This is a genomic window from Caulobacter sp. Root1472 (assembly GCF_001426985.1).
Lineage (GTDB): Bacteria > Pseudomonadota > Alphaproteobacteria > Caulobacterales > Caulobacteraceae > Caulobacter > Caulobacter rhizosphaerae.
Genome location: NZ_LMFX01000009.1, coordinates 19,796 through 36,619 on the forward strand (window position 1 = coordinate 19,796; position 16,824 = coordinate 36,619).

At 68.2% G+C, this 16,824-nt stretch carries 20 protein-coding genes, 1 tRNA gene and 3 pseudogenes; 14 read left to right on the forward strand and 10 right to left on the reverse strand.

Annotation, left to right across the window (positions count from 1 at the left end):
* Positions 1 to 134: 134 nt before the first annotated feature.
* Entirely contained in the window at positions 135 to 344 is a 210-nt protein-coding gene (locus tag ASD47_RS07725; protein ID WP_056753978.1) for a helix-turn-helix domain-containing protein, read from the reverse strand.
* Positions 345 to 457: 113 nt separating this feature from the next.
* Here ASD47_RS07725 and ASD47_RS07730 point away from each other — a divergent pair, with 113 nt between their 5' ends.
* Positions 458 to 1,117 (forward strand): hypothetical protein, encoded by a 660-nt coding sequence (locus ASD47_RS07730; protein ID WP_156402162.1) that lies wholly within the window; start codon positions 458 to 460, stop codon positions 1,115 to 1,117.
* Between the two features lie 850 nt (positions 1,118 to 1,967).
* Here ASD47_RS07730 and ASD47_RS07735 read toward each other — a convergent pair.
* The 3 genes and pseudogenes from ASD47_RS07735 to sfsA all read right to left on the reverse strand — a co-directional run.
* Positions 1,968 to 2,429, reverse strand: a pseudogene (locus ASD47_RS07735) (hypothetical protein); the annotation flags it as partial.
* A 98-nt stretch (positions 2,430 to 2,527) separates the two neighbouring features.
* On the reverse strand, positions 2,528 to 3,358 hold the full coding sequence (gene map, locus ASD47_RS07740; RefSeq protein ID WP_056754195.1) for a type I methionyl aminopeptidase: 831 nt from the start codon (positions 3,356 to 3,358) through the stop codon (positions 2,528 to 2,530).
* Between the two features lie 12 nt (positions 3,359 to 3,370).
* Complete coding sequence (gene sfsA / locus ASD47_RS07745) at positions 3,371 to 4,093, reverse strand: DNA/RNA nuclease SfsA (RefSeq protein WP_056753983.1); 723 nt, start codon at positions 4,091 to 4,093, stop codon at positions 3,371 to 3,373.
* 51 nt (positions 4,094 to 4,144) lie between these two features.
* On the opposite strand from sfsA, the gene ASD47_RS07750 reads away from it, so the two are divergent.
* The gene (locus tag ASD47_RS07750; RefSeq protein WP_056753986.1) at positions 4,145 to 4,924 is read left to right on the forward strand and encodes a competence/damage-inducible protein A; all 780 of its coding nucleotides are present in this window, start codon (positions 4,145 to 4,147) and stop codon (positions 4,922 to 4,924) included.
* Here the strand turns inward: ASD47_RS07750 and ASD47_RS07755 are convergent.
* Complete coding sequence (locus ASD47_RS07755; RefSeq protein WP_056753989.1) at positions 4,921 to 5,409, reverse strand: dual specificity protein phosphatase family protein; 489 nt, start codon at positions 5,407 to 5,409, stop codon at positions 4,921 to 4,923. The two genes, ASD47_RS07750 and ASD47_RS07755, sit on opposite strands and share 4 nt — an antisense overlap.
* 39 nt (positions 5,410 to 5,448) lie before the next feature.
* Entirely contained in the window at positions 5,449 to 5,799 is a 351-nt protein-coding gene (locus ASD47_RS07760; RefSeq protein WP_243692243.1) for a helix-turn-helix domain-containing protein, read from the reverse strand.
* Positions 5,800 to 5,957: 158 nt separating this feature from the next.
* Here ASD47_RS07760 and ASD47_RS28160 point away from each other — a divergent pair.
* From ASD47_RS28160 to ASD47_RS07775, 4 genes and pseudogenes are all read left to right on the forward strand, one after another.
* Positions 5,958 to 6,101 (forward strand): annotated as a pseudogene (locus ASD47_RS28160) (hypothetical protein); the annotation flags it as partial.
* 229 nt (positions 6,102 to 6,330) lie between these two features.
* On the forward strand, positions 6,331 to 6,696 hold the full coding sequence (locus ASD47_RS07765; RefSeq protein WP_056753992.1) for a hypothetical protein: 366 nt from the start codon (positions 6,331 to 6,333) through the stop codon (positions 6,694 to 6,696).
* A 203-nt stretch (positions 6,697 to 6,899) separates the two neighbouring features.
* The gene (locus ASD47_RS07770; RefSeq protein ID WP_056753996.1) at positions 6,900 to 7,241 is read left to right on the forward strand and encodes a hypothetical protein; all 342 of its coding nucleotides are present in this window, start codon (positions 6,900 to 6,902) and stop codon (positions 7,239 to 7,241) included.
* Positions 7,242 to 7,309: 68 nt separating this feature from the next.
* Positions 7,310 to 7,753 carry a hypothetical protein gene (locus tag ASD47_RS07775; protein ID WP_056753999.1) on the forward strand — a complete coding sequence of 148 codons (444 nt, stop codon included), beginning with the start codon at positions 7,310 to 7,312 and terminating at the stop codon, positions 7,751 to 7,753.
* On the opposite strand, the gene ASD47_RS07780 is transcribed toward ASD47_RS07775, so the two are convergent.
* Positions 7,754 to 7,840 (reverse strand) — tRNA-Leu (locus ASD47_RS07780). It lies immediately after the preceding gene.
* Positions 7,841 to 7,953: 113 nt separating this feature from the next.
* Here ASD47_RS07780 and ASD47_RS26585 point away from each other — a divergent pair.
* The 5 genes from ASD47_RS26585 (at position 7,954) to ASD47_RS07800 (ending at position 13,537) form a co-directional block, all read left to right on the forward strand.
* A complete protein-coding gene (locus ASD47_RS26585; RefSeq protein ID WP_156402163.1) occupies positions 7,954 to 8,118 on the forward strand; it encodes a hypothetical protein in 165 nt (54 codons plus the stop codon).
* Between the two features lie 122 nt (positions 8,119 to 8,240).
* Positions 8,241 to 9,530 carry an amidohydrolase family protein gene (locus ASD47_RS07785; protein ID WP_056754001.1) on the forward strand — a complete coding sequence of 430 codons (1,290 nt, stop codon included), beginning with the start codon at positions 8,241 to 8,243 and terminating at the stop codon, positions 9,528 to 9,530.
* Positions 9,531 to 9,639: 109 nt separating this feature from the next.
* Positions 9,640 to 11,766 carry an ATP-binding protein gene (locus ASD47_RS07790; RefSeq protein WP_056754004.1) on the forward strand — a complete coding sequence of 709 codons (2,127 nt, stop codon included), beginning with the start codon at positions 9,640 to 9,642 and terminating at the stop codon, positions 11,764 to 11,766.
* Positions 11,767 to 11,861: 95 nt separating this feature from the next.
* Positions 11,862 to 12,875, forward strand: a complete 1,014-nt coding sequence (locus tag ASD47_RS07795; protein ID WP_056754007.1) for a methionine ABC transporter ATP-binding protein — start codon at positions 11,862 to 11,864, stop codon at positions 12,873 to 12,875.
* Entirely contained in the window at positions 12,872 to 13,537 is a 666-nt protein-coding gene (locus ASD47_RS07800; protein WP_056754010.1) for a methionine ABC transporter permease, read from the forward strand. The genes ASD47_RS07795 and ASD47_RS07800 overlap by 4 nt, the downstream gene beginning before the upstream one ends.
* Here ASD47_RS07800 and ASD47_RS27490 read toward each other — a convergent pair.
* A pseudogene (locus tag ASD47_RS27490) lies at positions 13,537 to 13,625 on the reverse strand (hypothetical protein); the annotation flags it as partial. The gene ASD47_RS07800 and the pseudogene ASD47_RS27490 sit on opposite strands and share 1 nt — an antisense overlap.
* Before the next feature lie 59 nt (positions 13,626 to 13,684).
* Between ASD47_RS27490 and ASD47_RS07805 the strand changes: the two are divergent.
* Positions 13,685 to 14,053: a hypothetical protein gene (locus ASD47_RS07805; RefSeq protein ID WP_056754013.1), complete on the forward strand. Its 369-nt coding sequence runs from the start codon at positions 13,685 to 13,687 to the stop codon at positions 14,051 to 14,053.
* A 25-nt stretch (positions 14,054 to 14,078) separates the two neighbouring features.
* On the opposite strand, the gene ASD47_RS07810 is transcribed toward ASD47_RS07805, so the two are convergent.
* Positions 14,079 to 14,327 carry a hypothetical protein gene (locus ASD47_RS07810; protein WP_028041448.1) on the reverse strand — a complete coding sequence of 83 codons (249 nt, stop codon included), beginning with the start codon at positions 14,325 to 14,327 and terminating at the stop codon, positions 14,079 to 14,081.
* A 164-nt stretch (positions 14,328 to 14,491) separates the two neighbouring features.
* Here ASD47_RS07810 and ASD47_RS07815 point away from each other — a divergent pair, with 164 nt between their 5' ends.
* On the forward strand, positions 14,492 to 15,295 hold the full coding sequence (locus ASD47_RS07815) for a MetQ/NlpA family ABC transporter substrate-binding protein (RefSeq protein ID WP_056754017.1): 804 nt from the start codon (positions 14,492 to 14,494) through the stop codon (positions 15,293 to 15,295).
* Here ASD47_RS07815 and ASD47_RS07820 read toward each other — a convergent pair.
* Positions 15,292 to 15,795: a pyridoxamine 5'-phosphate oxidase family protein gene (locus ASD47_RS07820; RefSeq protein WP_056754019.1), complete on the reverse strand. Its 504-nt coding sequence runs from the start codon at positions 15,793 to 15,795 to the stop codon at positions 15,292 to 15,294. The two genes, ASD47_RS07815 and ASD47_RS07820, sit on opposite strands and share 4 nt — an antisense overlap.
* A gap of 195 nt (positions 15,796 to 15,990) precedes the next feature.
* On the opposite strand from ASD47_RS07820, the gene ASD47_RS07825 reads away from it, so the two are divergent.
* Positions 15,991 to 16,734, forward strand: coding sequence for a GntR family transcriptional regulator (locus tag ASD47_RS07825; RefSeq protein ID WP_056754022.1), 744 nt, complete (start codon positions 15,991 to 15,993; stop codon positions 16,732 to 16,734).
* The last annotated feature ends 90 nt before the right edge of the window (positions 16,735 to 16,824 follow it).

The following is a 16,824-nucleotide window of genomic DNA, read 5'->3' on the forward strand; positions in this document are numbered from 1 at the left end:
CTACGCCCTGTACGTCCCCGGCCTCCAAGCTCAGAGCGGACATACCCATGGTCGCCTAAGAGTCAAGGTTGGACTGAACCCGCAGCGTCGGGGCCGTTTTCCGATCGCGCCGCTGGCTACGTGCCTCACCGACCTCAGATCGGCTTCAACAAATCGGTAGGTTGAACATTCAGCGCGGTCGCAATCTCGTACAGCGTTACCACCGTTGGGTTTCTGAGACCCCTTTCCAGGCCGCTGATGTATTGCTGTGAAAGGCCCGACAACTCCGCGAACTGCTCCTGGGTCAGGTTCTTTTCCAGTCTCAATTCGCGAACGTTCGAGCCGACGAGGCGGCGCATGTCCATGGCCGGAACATCGGCGTTCCGGTAGGGCTTGGTTTATCAACTATAATATGTAAGTCCCCGATTGATTGGATGTGTAGCCAGGGAGTGGTGAACCGATGGGGGGCTCGGCAGAGGTGGATTCCAAGGGCGGTGGCGACAAACAAGTCCAACTGTCAGTTCGACTTGATGACGAAACGATGGCCGCACTCCACCAAGAGGGCGAGTTGATGGGTGACTGCGACATCGAGCAAACCGTGCAACGCCGCCTGGCTGAGGGTCTGCTCATGGCGATCGTCATGGGTGCCAAAGAGTTGGTTTGGCGGCCGATCCACCGGGATTCCGGGACGCTTGTGGTAAGCGTCCCGGCTGCGGTCCGCGACGAGCTCGACCACTGCGCTGAGACGTGGGGCTACGACCGTGATGTCGTGGTGGCTACGGTGCTTTCCAACTCGATCTGTAAGCCGATGGCGGTCGTTGCGCGGGAGGGGCGATCCTATGCTGTCTCGCCGGTCATGGGCGCGAGTCAAATCCGCCGAGAGCCCGGCCGTGGCAATATCTATCCCGTGCAGTTCTTCCTGCCTGGATATCAGCTCGTCTTCGTCCGGATGCTCGCCGGCGCCTTCTTCGATAAGGCCGCGATCATCGAGGAAGCCTTGCTGGCCTTGGCAAAGCAGGTCGTGCGCGGTGACCCGGTGCGGGGCATGCCGGCGGCGGAAGATGCACAAGCGTTCGCAAGGCGAATGGTAACGTTGGCCGGACCACGGTTCACCTCGGCCGGCGAAGCGGCCTGGTGATGGTCGAATTTGTTGCGCGCATTCCCCGACGCTGGATGCTCCGGCATATCCGAAAGACGTTCAAGCTTTGTCACGCGGGGCCTGTGGTTATCACCACTCGGGGGCATGACACGCACGTGCTCATGACCGAGATCGATTGGCTCACTTTAGGCGGAAAGACGGAATTTGCCGGTGAAAAAGGCGATTGAAGCAGCGCGCTGGCTTGTCAGCAGGTTTCGGGAGACAGGAGCGAAGCCGACCAGGTCGCGGGGCTATTCCGTCGTCGTATGGGCGCAGCCAGGCTGTACTTCACCAGTTGTCAGCTATTGCTCAGATCGGGACGCGACAATCGAAGACCACGCTCTGGTCGTCCAAACATTGAGCGGTTCAGCGGTTCAGGTCACAAGCGACGACGGAAGCATCGGATTGAAACCGGTTGAACGGTGGGGACCCTCCGGCCGTGAGTGCCTACGTTGAACCCGCCCGCCGAACTCCGCCGCTCTAAACTGCCTCTCGAGCCAGAGCGTACAGCGCTGCTCGCCGCGATCGGCAACTTTCATGCAAACCATGCCGGCCGGTCCGACTGCTAAGCTCAACATTTCCGACGCCAGCTGCATGGCCGGGTAAACGCCTTGGCTGATGATGACCCCGGCGCTTCCGCCCATCGTTAGAACCAGGGCGGACCGGTCGTTGCAGAAGCGGCGTCAAGTAGACATCGGCTCTCGAAAAAGAACACCAGCCTGCGGACGGCTACTGCAGGGCCGATCTTCTCCTTCTCCCCCCGCCCCCCTCATCCTCATCTTGAAAGAAAGATGCGCGGCGCGCGCGGGTTGGAAGGCCGCGCCGCGCAAAAAGAGGTAGACTGTCAGGATAAAAGCGCGAACTGCTCGCGCGGCTCGTTGGCCAGGGCGACGCGGACATAGCCCAGCAGCGCCGTCCAGGACGAGATCACCGTCCGCTTGGCGATCTTGTCGCGGCCGGCCCGCAGGGCGGCCTCGTGCAGCAGCTTCAGGTCGATCGCGGCGGTCTCGCCGACGCCGGGCACGGTCTTCAGCTCTTCGATCGAGGCCGAGATCGTCGCCCCGAACGAGCCGAACCGGGCCAGCAGCGCCTTGGCCTTCGGCTTGACGTCGCCGCGCGCGAAGGTGCGGAACAGGTACAGCTCCAGCAGTTCGTAGTCGGGCAGGGCCGCCAGTCCACCGGCCTTGGCCCGCTCGCGCAGGCGCTCGCGATGGCCCAACTGGTGGGCGGCCGGGCTCCTGGCCGGCGGGTCGGCCGGGGCGGCGTCGGCCACGCCCGGCGGGGTCGCTTTCAGTGATCTGCCGCTGACCATCGCACCCCCGCCTTGCGAGAGCGAATTAGGTCAGATCAATTGAGGGTTGTCGAGACCCCCTCGGTCGCTTCGCGACAGCTCGCCCAAAAGGGGAGCCTTCAGCCGCCCAGGATGGCCGGCTGGAACAGGCCGGCGGGCGAGGCGGTGAACACCTCGTAGCCATCCTCGGTGACGCCGATCGAGTGCTCGCACTGGGCCGACAGCGACTTGTCGCGGGTCACGGCCGTCCAGCCGTCGCCCAGCACCTTCACGGCCGGCTTGCCCAGGTTCACCATCGGCTCGACGGTGAAGAACATGCCCGGCTTCAGCACCGCGCCCTGGCCGGGGCGGCCGAAGTGCAGGATGTTGGGCGCGTCGTGGAACACCTTGCCCAGGCCGTGGCCGCAGAAGTCGCGCACCACGCTGCAGCGCTGGGCCTCGACATAGGACTGGATGGCGTAGCCGATATCGCCCAGGGTCGCGCCCGGCTTCACCGCGTCCAGGCCGCGCTTCATGCCTTCGTAGGTGATCTCCACCAGGCGGCGGGCGCGGGGGCCCACCTCGCCGACGCCGTACATCCGCGAGGTGTCGCCGTGCCAGCCGTCGACGATCACGGTGACGTCGATATTGACGATGTCGCCCTCGCGCAGCGCCCATTCGCCGGGAATGCCATGGCAGACCACGTGGTTGCGCGAGATGCAGACCGTCTTGGGATAGCCGCGATAGAACAGGCAGGCGGGCAGGGCGCCGTGGTCGAGGATGAACTCGCGGGCCAGGGCGTCCAGGTGGTCCGACGACACGCCCGGCTGGACGTGCGGGATCAGCATGTCCAGGCACTCGGCCGCCAGCTTGCCGGCGCGGCGCATGCCCTCGAAATCGGCGGGCTTGTGGATCTTGATCGCGCCGGTGCGGGTCTCGGCTTCGATCTCGGCCGTGTCTTCAAGGGTCATGGCGGTGGTCACTCAAGATGTTTTGGCTGCCGGCGCGTCCCGCCAGGGAATGCGCCGGGAAATACGGATTTCGTCAGGGCTTATGTCGCAACGATAGCACAGAACTTCAACGCCCGCCTCCGCCGCGTCTCTCAGGCCTCTGGCGTAGACCGGATCCAGGTCCCCGCAGGCGGCGAAGCTGTCGCAGTCGGTGCGCTGGATCACGAACAGCTGCACGGCTCGCGCGCCCTTGGCGACCTCGGCGGCCAGGTCCTTCAGGTGCTTGGCGCTGCGGGCGGCCACGCAGTCGGGGAACTCGGCCAGGGTCCCGTCGCGGCGGTAGTGGCAGTTCTTGACCTCCAGCCAGCAGGCCGGCCGGTCAGGGTGGGTCAGCAGGAAGTCGACCCGGCTGGCCTCGCTGTACTTCACCTCGGGGCGAATGGTCGTGTAGCCGGCCAGTTCCGGGATGGCGTCCGCCGCCAGCGCCTCGGCGACAAGGCGGTTGGGGTTCATGGTGTTGACGCCCACCAGCCCGCCATCCGCTTCCACCAATTGCAGCGTCCAGGCCAGCTTGCGCTTGGGATCGCCCGACCAGGAGACCCAGGCGGGCAGGCCAGGATCCTTCAGGCCCAGCATGGCGCCGGGATTGGGGCAGTGCGCGGTGATCTCGCGTCCGTCGTCCAGCACCATGTCGACGAAGAAGCGCTTGTAGCGCTGGACGATCACGCCGCGCGCCATCGGTTGCGGGAGAAGCATGGGGGCCTTAAGTCGGACGGCAAAGATGTGCGGATGTAGGGGATCACGGCCATGACCACCACCCAGGCCAAGAGTGGCGAGCGCGTGACGGCGGCCGTCCTGATCATCGGCGACGAGATCCTGTCGGGCCGCACCCAGGACGTGAACCTCAACGCCATCGCCAAGTACCTGGCCACCTATGGCGTCGACCTGTGCGAGGCGCGGGTGGTGCCCGACGTCGAGCAGGAGATCGTCGACGCGGTCAACGCGCTGAGAACCAAGTACGACTATGTCGTCACCACCGGCGGCATCGGCCCCACCCATGACGACATCACCGCCGATTCGGTGGCCAAGGCGTTCGGCGTCGCGGCGCCCGAGCATCCCGAGATCATGGCCATGCTGCGCGAGCGCTGGGGCGAGCCCAACGCCGCCCGCCGGCGCATGGCCCACGTGCCCGAGGGCGGGACTCTGGTGAAGAACCCCGTGCAGGGGCCGCCGGGCTTTCAGATCGGCAATGTCTTCGTGCTGGCCGGGGTGCCGGCGATCATGCGCGGCATGCTCGACGACGTCGGCCCGCGCCTGCGCACCGGGGCGGTGGTGATCAGTAAGACCGTCCGCGTCACCGGCACCGGCGAGGGCACGATCGCCGCGCCGCTGGAGGCGGTGGCCAAGGCCCATCCGGACCTGTCGATCGGCAGCTATCCGTTCTTCGCCCCGCCCGACGTCTACGGCGCCAGCCTGGTGATCCGCGGCCGCGATCCGGCCGAGGTCGATGTGGCGGTCGAGGAGTTAGTGGCCGCGCTGGAAAGTGTTGGCGTCAAGGGGATCGAGCGGGTGGCTGGGGCAGCCTAGGCCCGCAAGCGCGCTTCGAAAGCCTCGACCCAGCGACGCTGATCGTCGGTGTCGGGTACGGCGAGTCGGCGGGTTTCGGCGATGCGTGTGAAGGCGTCGGTCGCATGCAAGCCGAGCACTACCAGCACCAGCGCGGCGATCAGGGATGACCGTCCAATGCCGGCTCGGCAGTGAATGGCCACAGCGCCGTTATGCTGGGCGATGGCTTCGGCGAATTTTCGCGCGACATCGAAATCAGTGGGCGCACCGCGATCCGGAATAGGGAACGTCCAGAAACGTAGTCCAAGGTTTTCGCAGGCGGCCTGTTCCGCTTCGAGGCCCAACTCGTTCGTTTCATGGAGTTCCAGCAGGCTTACGACCACGGAGACGCCTTCGTCGCGCCAGTGCGAGACCTCGTCTTCAAGCCAGTCACCGGCACGAGGGCGGGCCATAATGGCCAGCCGAGGCGCGCCATCATGTGCGATCCAGTAGATGTCAGAGGCCAAGCAAGAGCTTTCCGGTAGAGCTGTCGAGACGTGTCACCTTCAGGCCACGTCGGCCGTCTCGTCCGGCTCGACCAGGGTCCTGGCGACGTTGAGGATCGCCTTGCGGCCCTTGGGCGTGGCCTGGCCATAGGCGCGCAGCAGGTCGATGGCGCCGGGTGTCGACAGGGCCGTCAGCATGGCCACGTCCTGCTCGGCCACGACGTCCTCGCCCACCAGGCTGCCGACCGTGGTCTGCAGCTTGGCGGCGATGCGCACCAGCATCGAGGCCGAGACCCGGTTGGTGCCCCGCTCGTATTTCTGAACCTGCTGGAAGGTCAGTCCCAGCACCTGGGCCAGTTCATCCTGGCTGATCTTCATGTGGCGTCGCTGAACCCGGATGCGGGTGCCCACCGCGACGTCGATAGGATCTGGACCCGTCGGCGTTTCCAAAAGCCGTCCCCCGCTGAAATGGCGATTTCAGAACTATCGGCTTGGCCTTGGCCGACCGCAATGCATTCTTGCACCGTATGCGGCGCGTCGGGCGCCGGCGACAAACGTTTTCGAGCGTGATGGACAGGCCTTCGACCCCTCCGGCGCCCAATATTCAGCTGCTCACTCAACGAGAGCGGGAAGCCCTGCGCTGGGTGGCCGAACACAGGTTGTCCAAAGAAATCGGCCCGCTGATGGGGGTTTCCAAGTCGCGCGCCGACGCCCTGGTCGAAAGCGCCTGCCGCAAGCTGGGCGTCAGCGGCCGGCGCGCCGCGGCCCGGGTGCTGGCCGCCCACGACCCCGCCCCGCCTTCCGCCGCCCGCGCGACCCCGAACGGCGGCCCTCCCGGCTATGGGACTGAATCCCACAGCGACTCAATGGGACTGTCGCTGGTCCCGCCAAAGCCGTCCGATGCCGTCTCGACATTCCGAGAGACGGACCAAGACCGTGAACATGAGCGTGGTGAACGACAACGAAGTGACCAGCCTGGGGGCGACCCGCCTGGGCCTGCTGGTGCGCCGGGCGCTGCAGCTCCGCGAGGCGGCGGTCCAGTTCGAGCACGACTGGCCGCGGCTGGCGAACCGGCCGCCGATGCCGGGCTTCGCCTGGACGGAGCTGGAGCGCCAGCTGCAGGACCTGGCCCCGGACGCCCTGTCGCCGATGGTCCGGGACCTGATCTCGGCGGTCCGCAAGGAGGCGGGCCCCAAGCCGCCGGAGATGGTGCTGCGCGAGATCCTGATCATCACGGCCACGTTGCTGGACGAGGCCTTTCACACGAAGTGGCACGAAGCCTGGGCGGAGGGTACGACCATGTCCTGAGCCCCGCCGTTCGCCTGCTGTTCGTCCTCGCCATCGCCGCCGCCTGCAGCCTGCTGATCGGCGGCCTCCTGGGGACCCGGCAAGTCGCCCATTTCTTCCAAGTCCTGCGCCACGGCTGAACCCTCGGGGCTGAAATCCTGCGACGGGCGCCGCGGCGCCCGTCATCAGCAACGCGCCCTCGGGCGCTGGGGGAGCACCATCACATGAAACGCCGCATCGTCGCCGAGCGACTGGCCAACCACCTGTTCACCACCGAGGAGGCCGTGGACACCACCCTGGCCCTGATGGGCGACCTGATCGCGGCCATGCCGCGGGCCCGCCTGGAGGCGGGCCTGGCCGCCCGCGTCGGCCAGCAGGCCGTCGACCGCGTGCTGGAAGCCGCCTCGGGCATGGCCAGCGCCCGCCGTTCGCTGATCGCCGCCCACGAGGCGCTGGCGGAAGCCAAGGACCAGGTCGGGCTGCGCCGGATCACCCTGGTCGGCGGCGGTGACAAGGCCGGCGACGTGCCGCGCACCGGCCACCTGCATGAGGTCAAGAGCGCCTGAGCCGCCGTCGGAGGCCTTGGCCCAGCCGCGATTCGTGAGACACATGTCGCTCCTGGCGCGGGGGCGGCATGTTTTTCTTTTCGAACTTCTTCTCGATCCTGCCGACCCAGATCGCCGCCATGGTCATGCTGGCGGTCTGCGCCCTGGCCCTGCTGGTCGGCCGACGCTTGGAGCGCGGCCTAGCCGTGGTCACCGTCGTGGCCTGGTTCCTCTCCGCCGCCGTCCAGTCCCCCGACCCCGCCGCGGTGCAGTGGGGGATCTTCACGGTCGACATCGTCTACCTGCTGGTCCTGATCGGACTGTGCTCTTTCGAGCGCCGGGTCTGGATCCTGTTCATGACCGCCTTCCAGCTGCTGGTGGTGCTGACCCACGTGGCCTTCCTGATCGACCACACCCTGATGCAGTGGGGCTTCTTCTCGGCCTACTACCTCTGGAGCGACGCCCAGCTGGCGGCGTTCGCGGTCGGCGTGGTCCAGGCGGGATGGGGGCGATGGAAGGCCCGGAAGGCCTGATGGTGCGGGCGGCCGGGATCGAACCGGCATAGCCTTGCGGCTGACAGATTTTAAGTCTGTTGCGTCTACCAGTTTCGCCACGCCCGCACGGGTCCGACGACCCCTACAGCAGGTCGATTCCGGCGTCGAGGCGCCTGATGTCGGGCGGGCGGTCGGAACGCCGTCGCACGTGAGGACTTCTCCACGCAGGAGGATCCCCCATGACCGACAAGAAGACCGACGACCTGGACGAGGCGCTCAAGGCCGATCCCAAGCCCAAGCTGGACGACCAGGGCGACATCGCCGCCGACGACGCCGGCGCCACCGCCATGGCCGAGCGCGTGACCCGGTCCGCCGGGGTGCAGGGCGACGAGAAAGACCGCTAGCCACCGACCGAGGCGCCCGCCTTCGCGGCGCCGGAGGTAAACGCGGCCGTTACGGCTCGACGCGCGGCCGACGCATGATAGCGTCGCCATCCTCGATCGTTCGAGGACGGGGAAAGGTGATCATGCAGCGTGAACTGGCCGCTCTGGCTTTCGTGGCGACGGCCTGCGCCGCGCCCCTGTTTCCCGTCACGGCCCAGGCCGCCGAGGTCGAGGTGGTGCGCGCCGCCCGGCTGCTGGACGTGGCCACCGGCAAGTATGTCGACCGGCCGCAGGTGGTGATCACCGACGGGCGGATCTCGGCGGTGGGCAAGGCGGGCGACGCGGTCCCGGCCGGGGCCACGGTGGTCGACCTGCCCGACGCCACCCTGCTGCCGGGCCTGATCGACATGCACGTGCACCTGGACAGCGTCGCCGAGATCGGCGGCTACAACGGCCTGCAATACAGCGACGCCTTCTGGAGCGTGGTCCAGACCGCCAACGCCAAGCGCACGCTGGAGGCCGGCTTCACGACCGTGCGCAATGTCGGGTCGGAAAACTTCGACGACGTGGGTCTGCGCGAGGCGATCGACGAGGGCTACGTGCCCGGTCCGCGCATCGTCACCGCCACCTACGCCATCGGCGCGACGGGCGGCCACTGCGACCAGACCTTCTTCCCGCCGTCGATGAACCAGAAGAGCCCCTACAACGTCGACAGCCCCGACGAGGGCCGCAAGGTGGTGCGCACGCTGAAGAAGTACGGCGCTCAGGTGATCAAGATCTGCGCGACGGGCGGGGTGTTCTCGCACGGCGACGAGCCGGGCCAGCAGCAGCTGACCCTGGCCGAGATGCAGGCGATCGTCGACGAGGCCCACATGGCCGGGCTGAAGGTCGCCGCCCACGCCCACGGCGCGGCCGGGATCAAGGACGCCATCCGCGCCGGGGTCGACACCATCGAGCACGCCAGCCTGGTCGACGACGAGGGGATCAAGCTTGCGGTCCAGAAGGGCGCCTACTTCTCGATGGACATCTACAACACCGACTACACCCAGGCCGAGGGCGCCCGGAACGGCGTGCTGGAGGACAACCTGCGCAAGGACCGCGACATCGGCGAGGTGCAGCGCGAGAACTTCCGCAAGGCCCTGAAGGCCGGGGTGAAGATGATCTACGGCACCGACGCCGGGGTCTATCCGCACGGGACCAACGGCAAGCAGTTCGCGGTCATGGTCCGCTACGGCGCGACGCCGCTGCAGGCGATCCAGGCCGCGACCCTGACCGCGGCCCAGGCCCTGGGCCGCGACAAGGACGTCGGCCAGGTGGCCGTCGGTCGCTACGGCGACCTGATCGGGGTGTTCGGCGACCCGCTGGAGGACATCACGACGCTGGAGGAGCCGGTGTTCGTGATGAAGGGCGGGGCGGTGGTCGTACGTCCCTAGATTGTCACGCTGCTACACAATGCCGCGGCGACCGCGGCGGGGAGTTAACGCCAAGGTTTTGTGGTGATGCTAGGCCAGTGTCCTGTCGTTCCTGGAGCCGCTGCGGACCATGAGGCTGACCTCCGCGCACCGCGCCTTCCGCCGCACCATGACCCTGATCGCGGGCGGCAATTCGCTGGGCACGGCGCTGCTGGCGATCGTCCAGGCGGTGGAGGCCGAGGACCCGAGCACCGTCTGCAGCATCCTGCTGCTGGACGCCGAGGGCGAGCACCTGCTGGTCGGCGCGGCCCCCGGTCTTCCCGATTTCTATAACCAGGCCATTCACGGCGTCCAGATCGGCCCGTCGGCCGGTTCGTGCGGCACGGCCGCCTTCACGGGGCGCCGGGTGATCGTCGAGGATATCCAGACCGATCCCCTGTGGCTTGACTACAAGGCGCTGGCCGCCGAGGCCGGCGTCGCCGCCTGCTGGTCCGAGCCGATCCGCAGCGCCAGCGGCAAGGTGGTCGGCACCTTCGCCCTCTATCACCGCCAGTTGGCCAGGCCGAGCGAGGACGACATAGCGTTCATCGAGGCGGCGGCGGAACTGGCCGCCATCGCCATCGACCGCCAACGGGCCGAGGACACTCTGATCGCCAGCGAGGCCCGCGCCCTGCGCGCCGCCCAGAGCGCCCTGGAGACGGCCAGCAACCTCACGACCTTCTTCGAGGTGTCGCTGGACATGCTGTGCATCCGCGACCTGGAGGGACGGTTCGTCAAGCTGAGTCGGGCCTGGGAGACGGTGCTGGGCTATTCGGTCGAGGAACTGCTGGGCGCGCCGCTGCTGCCCCTGTTGCATCCCGACGACGTCGCCGCCACCCAGGCGCACATGGCCCTGGCCAACGACTCGGGGGAGGTGGCCGGATTCGTGAACCGCTATCGCCGCCGCGATGGCGAGTATCGCCAGCTGGAATGGCGCGCGCGGCGGTCGGGCGAGCTGATCTTCGGCGTGGCCCGCGACGTCACCGAGCGGTTGCGCGACGAGGCCGAGATGGCCGCGGCCCGCCGCGCCGCCGAAGCCGCCAACCAGGCCAAGAGCGACTTCCTGGCCAATATGAGCCATGAGATCCGCACGCCGCTGAACGGCGTCATCGGCATCGCCGCGACGCTGAGCGACACGCCGCTGACCCCCGCCCAGCGCGAGATGGTCGACCTGATCCGCTGCTCCGGCGCCACGCTGGAGCGCCTGGTCTCCGACATCCTCGACGTCTCCAAGATCGAGGCGGGCCAGATGACCATCGAGACCGGCGTTTTCGACCTCGACGCCGCCATCGACGGCCCGCTGGACGTCACCCGCCTGCGCGCCGAGGACAAGGGCCTGGCCTTCCGGATCGAGCGCGGTGAGGACGCCCGCGGGACCTTCCTGGGCGACAGCGTCCGCATCGGCCAGGTGCTGGGCAACCTGCTGTCCAACGCCCTGAAGTTCACCGACCGGGGCGAGATCGTCGCCCGGATCGAGGTCGAGGCCGAGGGGGACCAGACGGTCGACGGCCAGACGGGCGTACGCCTGGTCCTGGAGGTCGAGGACACGGGCGTCGGCTTCGACGCGGCGCAGGGCGAGATGATCTTCCAGCGCTTCAGCCAAGCCGACTCGACGATCACCCGGCGCTTCGGCGGCACGGGCCTGGGCCTGGCGATCAGCAGGACCCTGGTCGAGATGATGGGCGGGGAGATCTCGGCCCGGTCGCGGCCGGGGAGCGGCAGCCTGTTCCGGGTGGTTCTGCCGCTGCAGCGGATCGAGGCCGCGGACCTCGCCCTGGCCGGCGAAGCCGGGGCCGGCCCGGCGCCGGCCGCCAGGCCCGAGGGGCTCCGCGTGCTGCTGGCCGAGGACCACCCTGTCAACCAGAAGGTCGTGCAGCTAATCCTGGAGCCGCATGGGGTCGAGGTCACTGTCGTCGACAACGGCGCCCTTGCCGTCGAAGCGTTCAGGACGGGCGGCTATGACCTGGTGCTGATGGACATGCAGATGCCGGTCATGGACGGCCTGGCCGCCACCCGGGCCATCCGGCGGCTGGAACAGCATGACCCCGCGGGCGCACCGATCCCGATCATCATGCTCAGCGCCAACGCCATGGCCCATCACCGCCAGGACGCCCTGCTGGCCGGCGCCGACCTGCACCTGGCCAAGCCGGTCACCGCGGCCGACCTGATCGGCGGAATTGGCCAGGCGCTGGACGAACGCGAGCGTCGCGCGGGCTGAAAACGGGCGGTCCGGCTTCACCTTTGGCCCGGCAGCGCCTAAATCGTGCGGCTCGCGGCGTTCGCGCCGACCGACCCTCCGCTCAAGGCCGCGCCGTGATCACCTTCGAAGACGTCTCCAAGACCTATGCCGGGCCTGGCGGGCAGGCGGGCGACCGCGCCGCCCTGGCGGGGGTCAGCCTGTCGGTCGCGCCGGGCGAGGTGTTCGGGGTGATTGGGGCCTCGGGGGCGGGCAAGTCCACCCTGATCCGGCTGATCAACGGCCTGGAGACGCCGTCGGGCGGCAAGGTGATCGTCGACGGCGACGACGTGGCGGCCTTGGGCGTGGAAGGGCTGAGGTCCTTGCGCCGCCGGGTCGGCATGATCTTCCAGCACTTCAACCTGCTGTCGTCCAAGACCGTGGCCGGCAACGTCGCCTTCCCGCTGAAGCTGGCCGGCCGTCCGGACGCCGAGGTCAAGGCGCGCACCGCCGAGCTGCTGGCGCGGGTGGGGCTGAGCGACTTCGCCGGCAAGTATCCGGCCCAGCTGTCCGGCGGTCAGAAGCAGCGGGTCGGCATCGCCCGGGCCCTGGCCACCGGGCCCAAGGTGCTGCTGTGCGACGAGGCCACCAGCGCTCTGGATCCGGAGACCACCGAACAGATCCTGGAGCTGGTCTCGGGCCTCAATCGCGAGCTGGGCCTGACGATCGTGCTGATCACCCACGAGATGGACGTGGTGCGCCGGGTCTGCGACCGGGTGGCGGTGCTGGAGGCCGGCAAGGTCGTCGAGACCGGCCTCGTCGAGCAGGTGTTCCTGCATCCGGCCAGCGCCACGGCGCGGCGGTTCGTGATGGAGGCGGACGGTGTTCCCGGCGAGTCCGGCGCCGCGGTCGACGGCCGCGTTGTGCGCCTGACCTTCCGCGGCGAGGCGACCTACAGGCCGATCCTGGGCGCGGTGGCCCGCGAGACCGGGGTCGACTATTCGATCCTGGGCGGGCGCATCCACCGCCTGCGCGAGACCCCCTACGGCCAGCTGACCCTGTCCCTGACCGGGGGCGACGTCGAGGCCGCCATCGCCCGGTTCCAGGCCGACGGCGTCCGGGTCGACCTGGTCGCGGAGGCCGGCCGATGAACAGCGCCCTGAGCAACATCGACTGGTCCGAGATCGGCCAGGCGACCATCGACACGCTGTCCATGCTGGGCGGCTCGATGGTGCTGACCGTGATCCTGGGCCTGCCGCTGGGCGTGATCCTGTTCTTGACGGGACCGGGCCAGATGCTGCGAAACCGGCTGGCCAACGGCGTGCTGTCGCTGGTGATCAACATCCTGCGCTCGGTGCCGTTCGTGATCCTGCTGATCGTGATGATCCCGCTGACCGTGGCCTTGGTCGGCACCTCGCTGGGCGTGGCGGGGGCGATCCCGCCGCTAGTGGTCGGCGCCGCGCCGTTCTTCGCCCGCCTGGTGGAGACCGCCCTGCGCGAGGTGGACAAGGGCGTGATCGAGGCCAGCTTCGCCATGGGCGCCAAGCGCCGGCAGGTGGTGCTGGGCGCCCTGCTGCCAGAGGCCATGCCGGGCCTGATCGCCGCGGCGACGGTGACGGCCATCGCCCTGGTGTCCTACACCGCCATGGCCGGCGTGGTCGGCGCGGGCGGCCTGGGCGACCTGGCCATCCGCTTCGGCTACCAGCGCTTTCAGACCGACGTGATGGTGGTGACCGTGGTGCTGCTGCTGGTGCTGGTCCAGGCGCTGCAGATGGTCGGCGACGCGGTGGTGCGCCGCGTCTCGCACCGGTAGCGCCCTGCGTCCTTCGAGGCCCGCTGCGCGGGCGCCTCAGGATGAGGACCTTTGTGCTGGCTTCCTCATCCTGAGGTGCGAGGCGCAGCCGAGCCTCGAAGGACGCAAGGCGTTCCCATTGCGCCGGGCGATGGCTAGAACGCGTCCATGACCGACAACGACATCCCCATCCTCTCCGCCCCGCCGCCCGAGCACTGGGACGAAAGCTTCGCCCGGGGCCTGGTCGGCAAGACCATGCTGGTGAACCTGACGTTCCTGGACGCCGACGGCGAGCTGGAGGGGCGCGAGGCCTTCTACGGCGTGGTGATCACCGCCGACGCGGAGGCGGGGATCCTGCTCGACCTGCTGGGCCCGCAGGACGGCGACACCACCACCCTGCCGCCCCAGACCTCGAACATCCGGGCCGCAGAGCCCGGGCTCTATCCGCTGACCGACGGCGAGACGGTGGAGAACCCGGACTTCCTGTCCAACTGGACCATCCATGGGCCGGAAGAGCCGGCGAACGACGAGGAGTGAACCCTCTCCCTCTGGGAGAGTCTTCTTAAGCCTGGTCGAACGGGAACGGCAGCCGGCCGGCCTTGAACAGGATCAGCGGGTTCTCGTCGTAATCGCCCATCTCGACGTCGGCCGAGGCGGCGAAGGCGACGACGCCTTCGCGCAGGGGCGCCAGGCGCTCGGCTTTGCGGCGGGCTTCCTCGGCGTCCTTGCAGCCGACCTGCTGCTCGGCCTTCAGCCCCTTGCCGCGGCCGGCCTTGTAGGCTTGGACGATGTAGACGGTTTCTCTGGCCATCCCTATCCAGGCGACCGGTTCGCCGCCGGGGTCAAGGCGCGGCGGAAAACCATCCCAAGGCAAATGGTTCAAGACTCTGCGCACCGGTTCAGGAAAACTGATTTCCCGACCCGCCGGGAAGCGGGCAATACCCGACCCGTCCAGTCGTCTTAACGGAGCCGTTCATGCTCGCCCGCCGCGCCCTTCTCGCCAGCCTCGCCGTCCTGTCCCTCGCGGCCTGCGGCCAGAAGCCCGCCGCCAGCGGCGCCGGCGACACCCTGACCGTGGCCGCCACCGCCGTGCCCCATGCCGAGGTGCTGGAGTTCATCAAGCCGAAGCTGGCGGCGCAGGGGCTGAAGATCGACATCAAGGTCTTCAACGACTACGTCCAGCCCAACATCCAGGTGGCCGAGAAGCGCCTGGACGTGAACTACTTCCAGACCCTGCCGTACCTGGAGACCTTCAACGCCGACAAGGGCACCACCCTGATCCCGGTGATCGGCGTGCACATCGAGCCGCTGGGCGCCTATTCGCGCAAGGTCAAGGCGATCGGCGCGCTGCCTGACGGCGCCGTCGTGGCCATCCCCAACGAGGGCAGCAACGAGGGCCGGGCCCTGCTGCTGCTGGCCCGCAACGGCGTGATCACCCTGGGCGACCCCAACAAGGCGCTGTCGACCCTCAAGGACATCACCGCCAACCCCAAGAACCTGAAGTTCAAGGAACTGGAAGGTGCGACCCTGCCGCGCGTGCTCGACCAGGTCGACCTGGCGGTGATCAACACCAACTACGCCCTCGACGCCAAGCTGGACCCGTCCAAGGACGCCCTGCTGATCGAGGACAAGAACAGCCCCTATGTGAACTACCTGGTCGGCCGCCCGGACAACAAGGACGATCCCCGCGTCCAGAAGCTGGCCAAGGCCCTGACCTCGCCCGAGGTGAAGGCGTTCATGGAGCAGAAGTACCGCGGCGCGGTGGTGCCGGCGTTCTAGGGCGTCACTTCGGCCGGCTGAAGCGCGCCGGTCGACGGATCCACCCGGAGCAGCACGGGCCGGTCCAGGCCGCTGTGGGGATCAATCACCGACATCACCAGCGGCGTGGCCCTCATCACGGCCACCGAGGCTCCTTGCGGCGTGAAGACCTCCTGTTCGGGATAGCGCGCCACGAGCATGGTGTTGAGCCGGCGGACCTCGTCGGAGTCGGTGACCTCGACGGCCTTGGCCGCCAGGGATAAGCCGCGAAGATCGGGGCCGTCGCCGTCGTGCCGCCCGATCGCGATCGAGATCCGGGGATCTCGCTGCATGTTGGCGAGCTTCTGTCCGTCGCGGGCGATGGCGAAATACAGCGTCAGGCCGTCATACATGTAGCCGACCAAGGTCGCCTGCGGCCAGCCGTCAGGGCGCAGGGTGGCCACGGCCATGACGCGGTTTTCCGAGAGGATCCTCAGCACGGTTTCCTTGAGGGCTTCGGCGTTGATATCTGTCGATTGCATTGGCGTCTCCTGGCCGCTCGCCGACAGCGTCCCTGTGCGGGGGCCGCGTAGACCTTGGCGAAGACGGAGCGCGCCAGGGTAGCACGAATGCCGGTCGCCCGTTGGCTCTTGCCAAATCGCGTCCTGGCCTCGCCTGACATTTCACACTACATATCAGGGCGCGATGACCTTCGGAGCCCCGCCTTGCGACAGTTGATGGCCCCTGACGACGCCCTGGCCGGCGGCCAAACCGCTGGCGGCCGCGAGCGGATGCTGGTGCTGGACGTCTGTTCGTCCTCGGGGCTGGAGGACTGGTCGCCCGATCTGCAGAAGGCCAAGGTCTACGAGCGCATCCTGCTGGACCTGATCCTGGGGCGCCTGGCGCCGGGCGCGCGGTTGGACGAGCAGTCGCTGGCGGCGCGCTACGACGCGGGCCTGGCCGGGGTGCGCGACGCCCTGGGGCGCCTGGCCCTGGAAGGGCTGGTGATCCGCCGCGCCCGTTSGGGCACCACCGTCGCGCCGCTGGACCTTGTCGAACTGCGCCAGGGCTACGAGGCCCGGGCCCTGATCGAGCCGCATTGCGCGAGCCTGGCCGCCAAGCACGCCAGCAAGGCCGAGGCCGACGGCATCCGCGCGGCCTTCGACGGCGGCGAGCAGGCCGCGCGCGACCGCGACCTGCCGGCCCTGGTGGCCATGGACCAGCGCTTCCACGCCGCCGTGGCCCGGGCTGGCGGCAACATGGCCTTGGCCCGCATCCTCATCCCCCTGCAGCACAAGGCCGCCCGCTACTGGGTGTTCTCGTTCGGCGCGGCCACCGAGGCCGAACTGATCGCCGACGTCGAGCAGCATCGCGCCGTGGCCGAGGTGATCGCCCGCGGCGATGTGGAGGGCGCCCGACTGGCCATGATGCGCGTGCTCAACATCATGCCCGAGGCGACCCGGCCGATGGTCCAGGGCTAGGCTACGATGGGAGCAGGCGCATGCGCCCGCTCCCATCGGTATCCGCCGCCATGGTTTTCCTAATCGCGCCTTTAATATAATTCTTTCTGA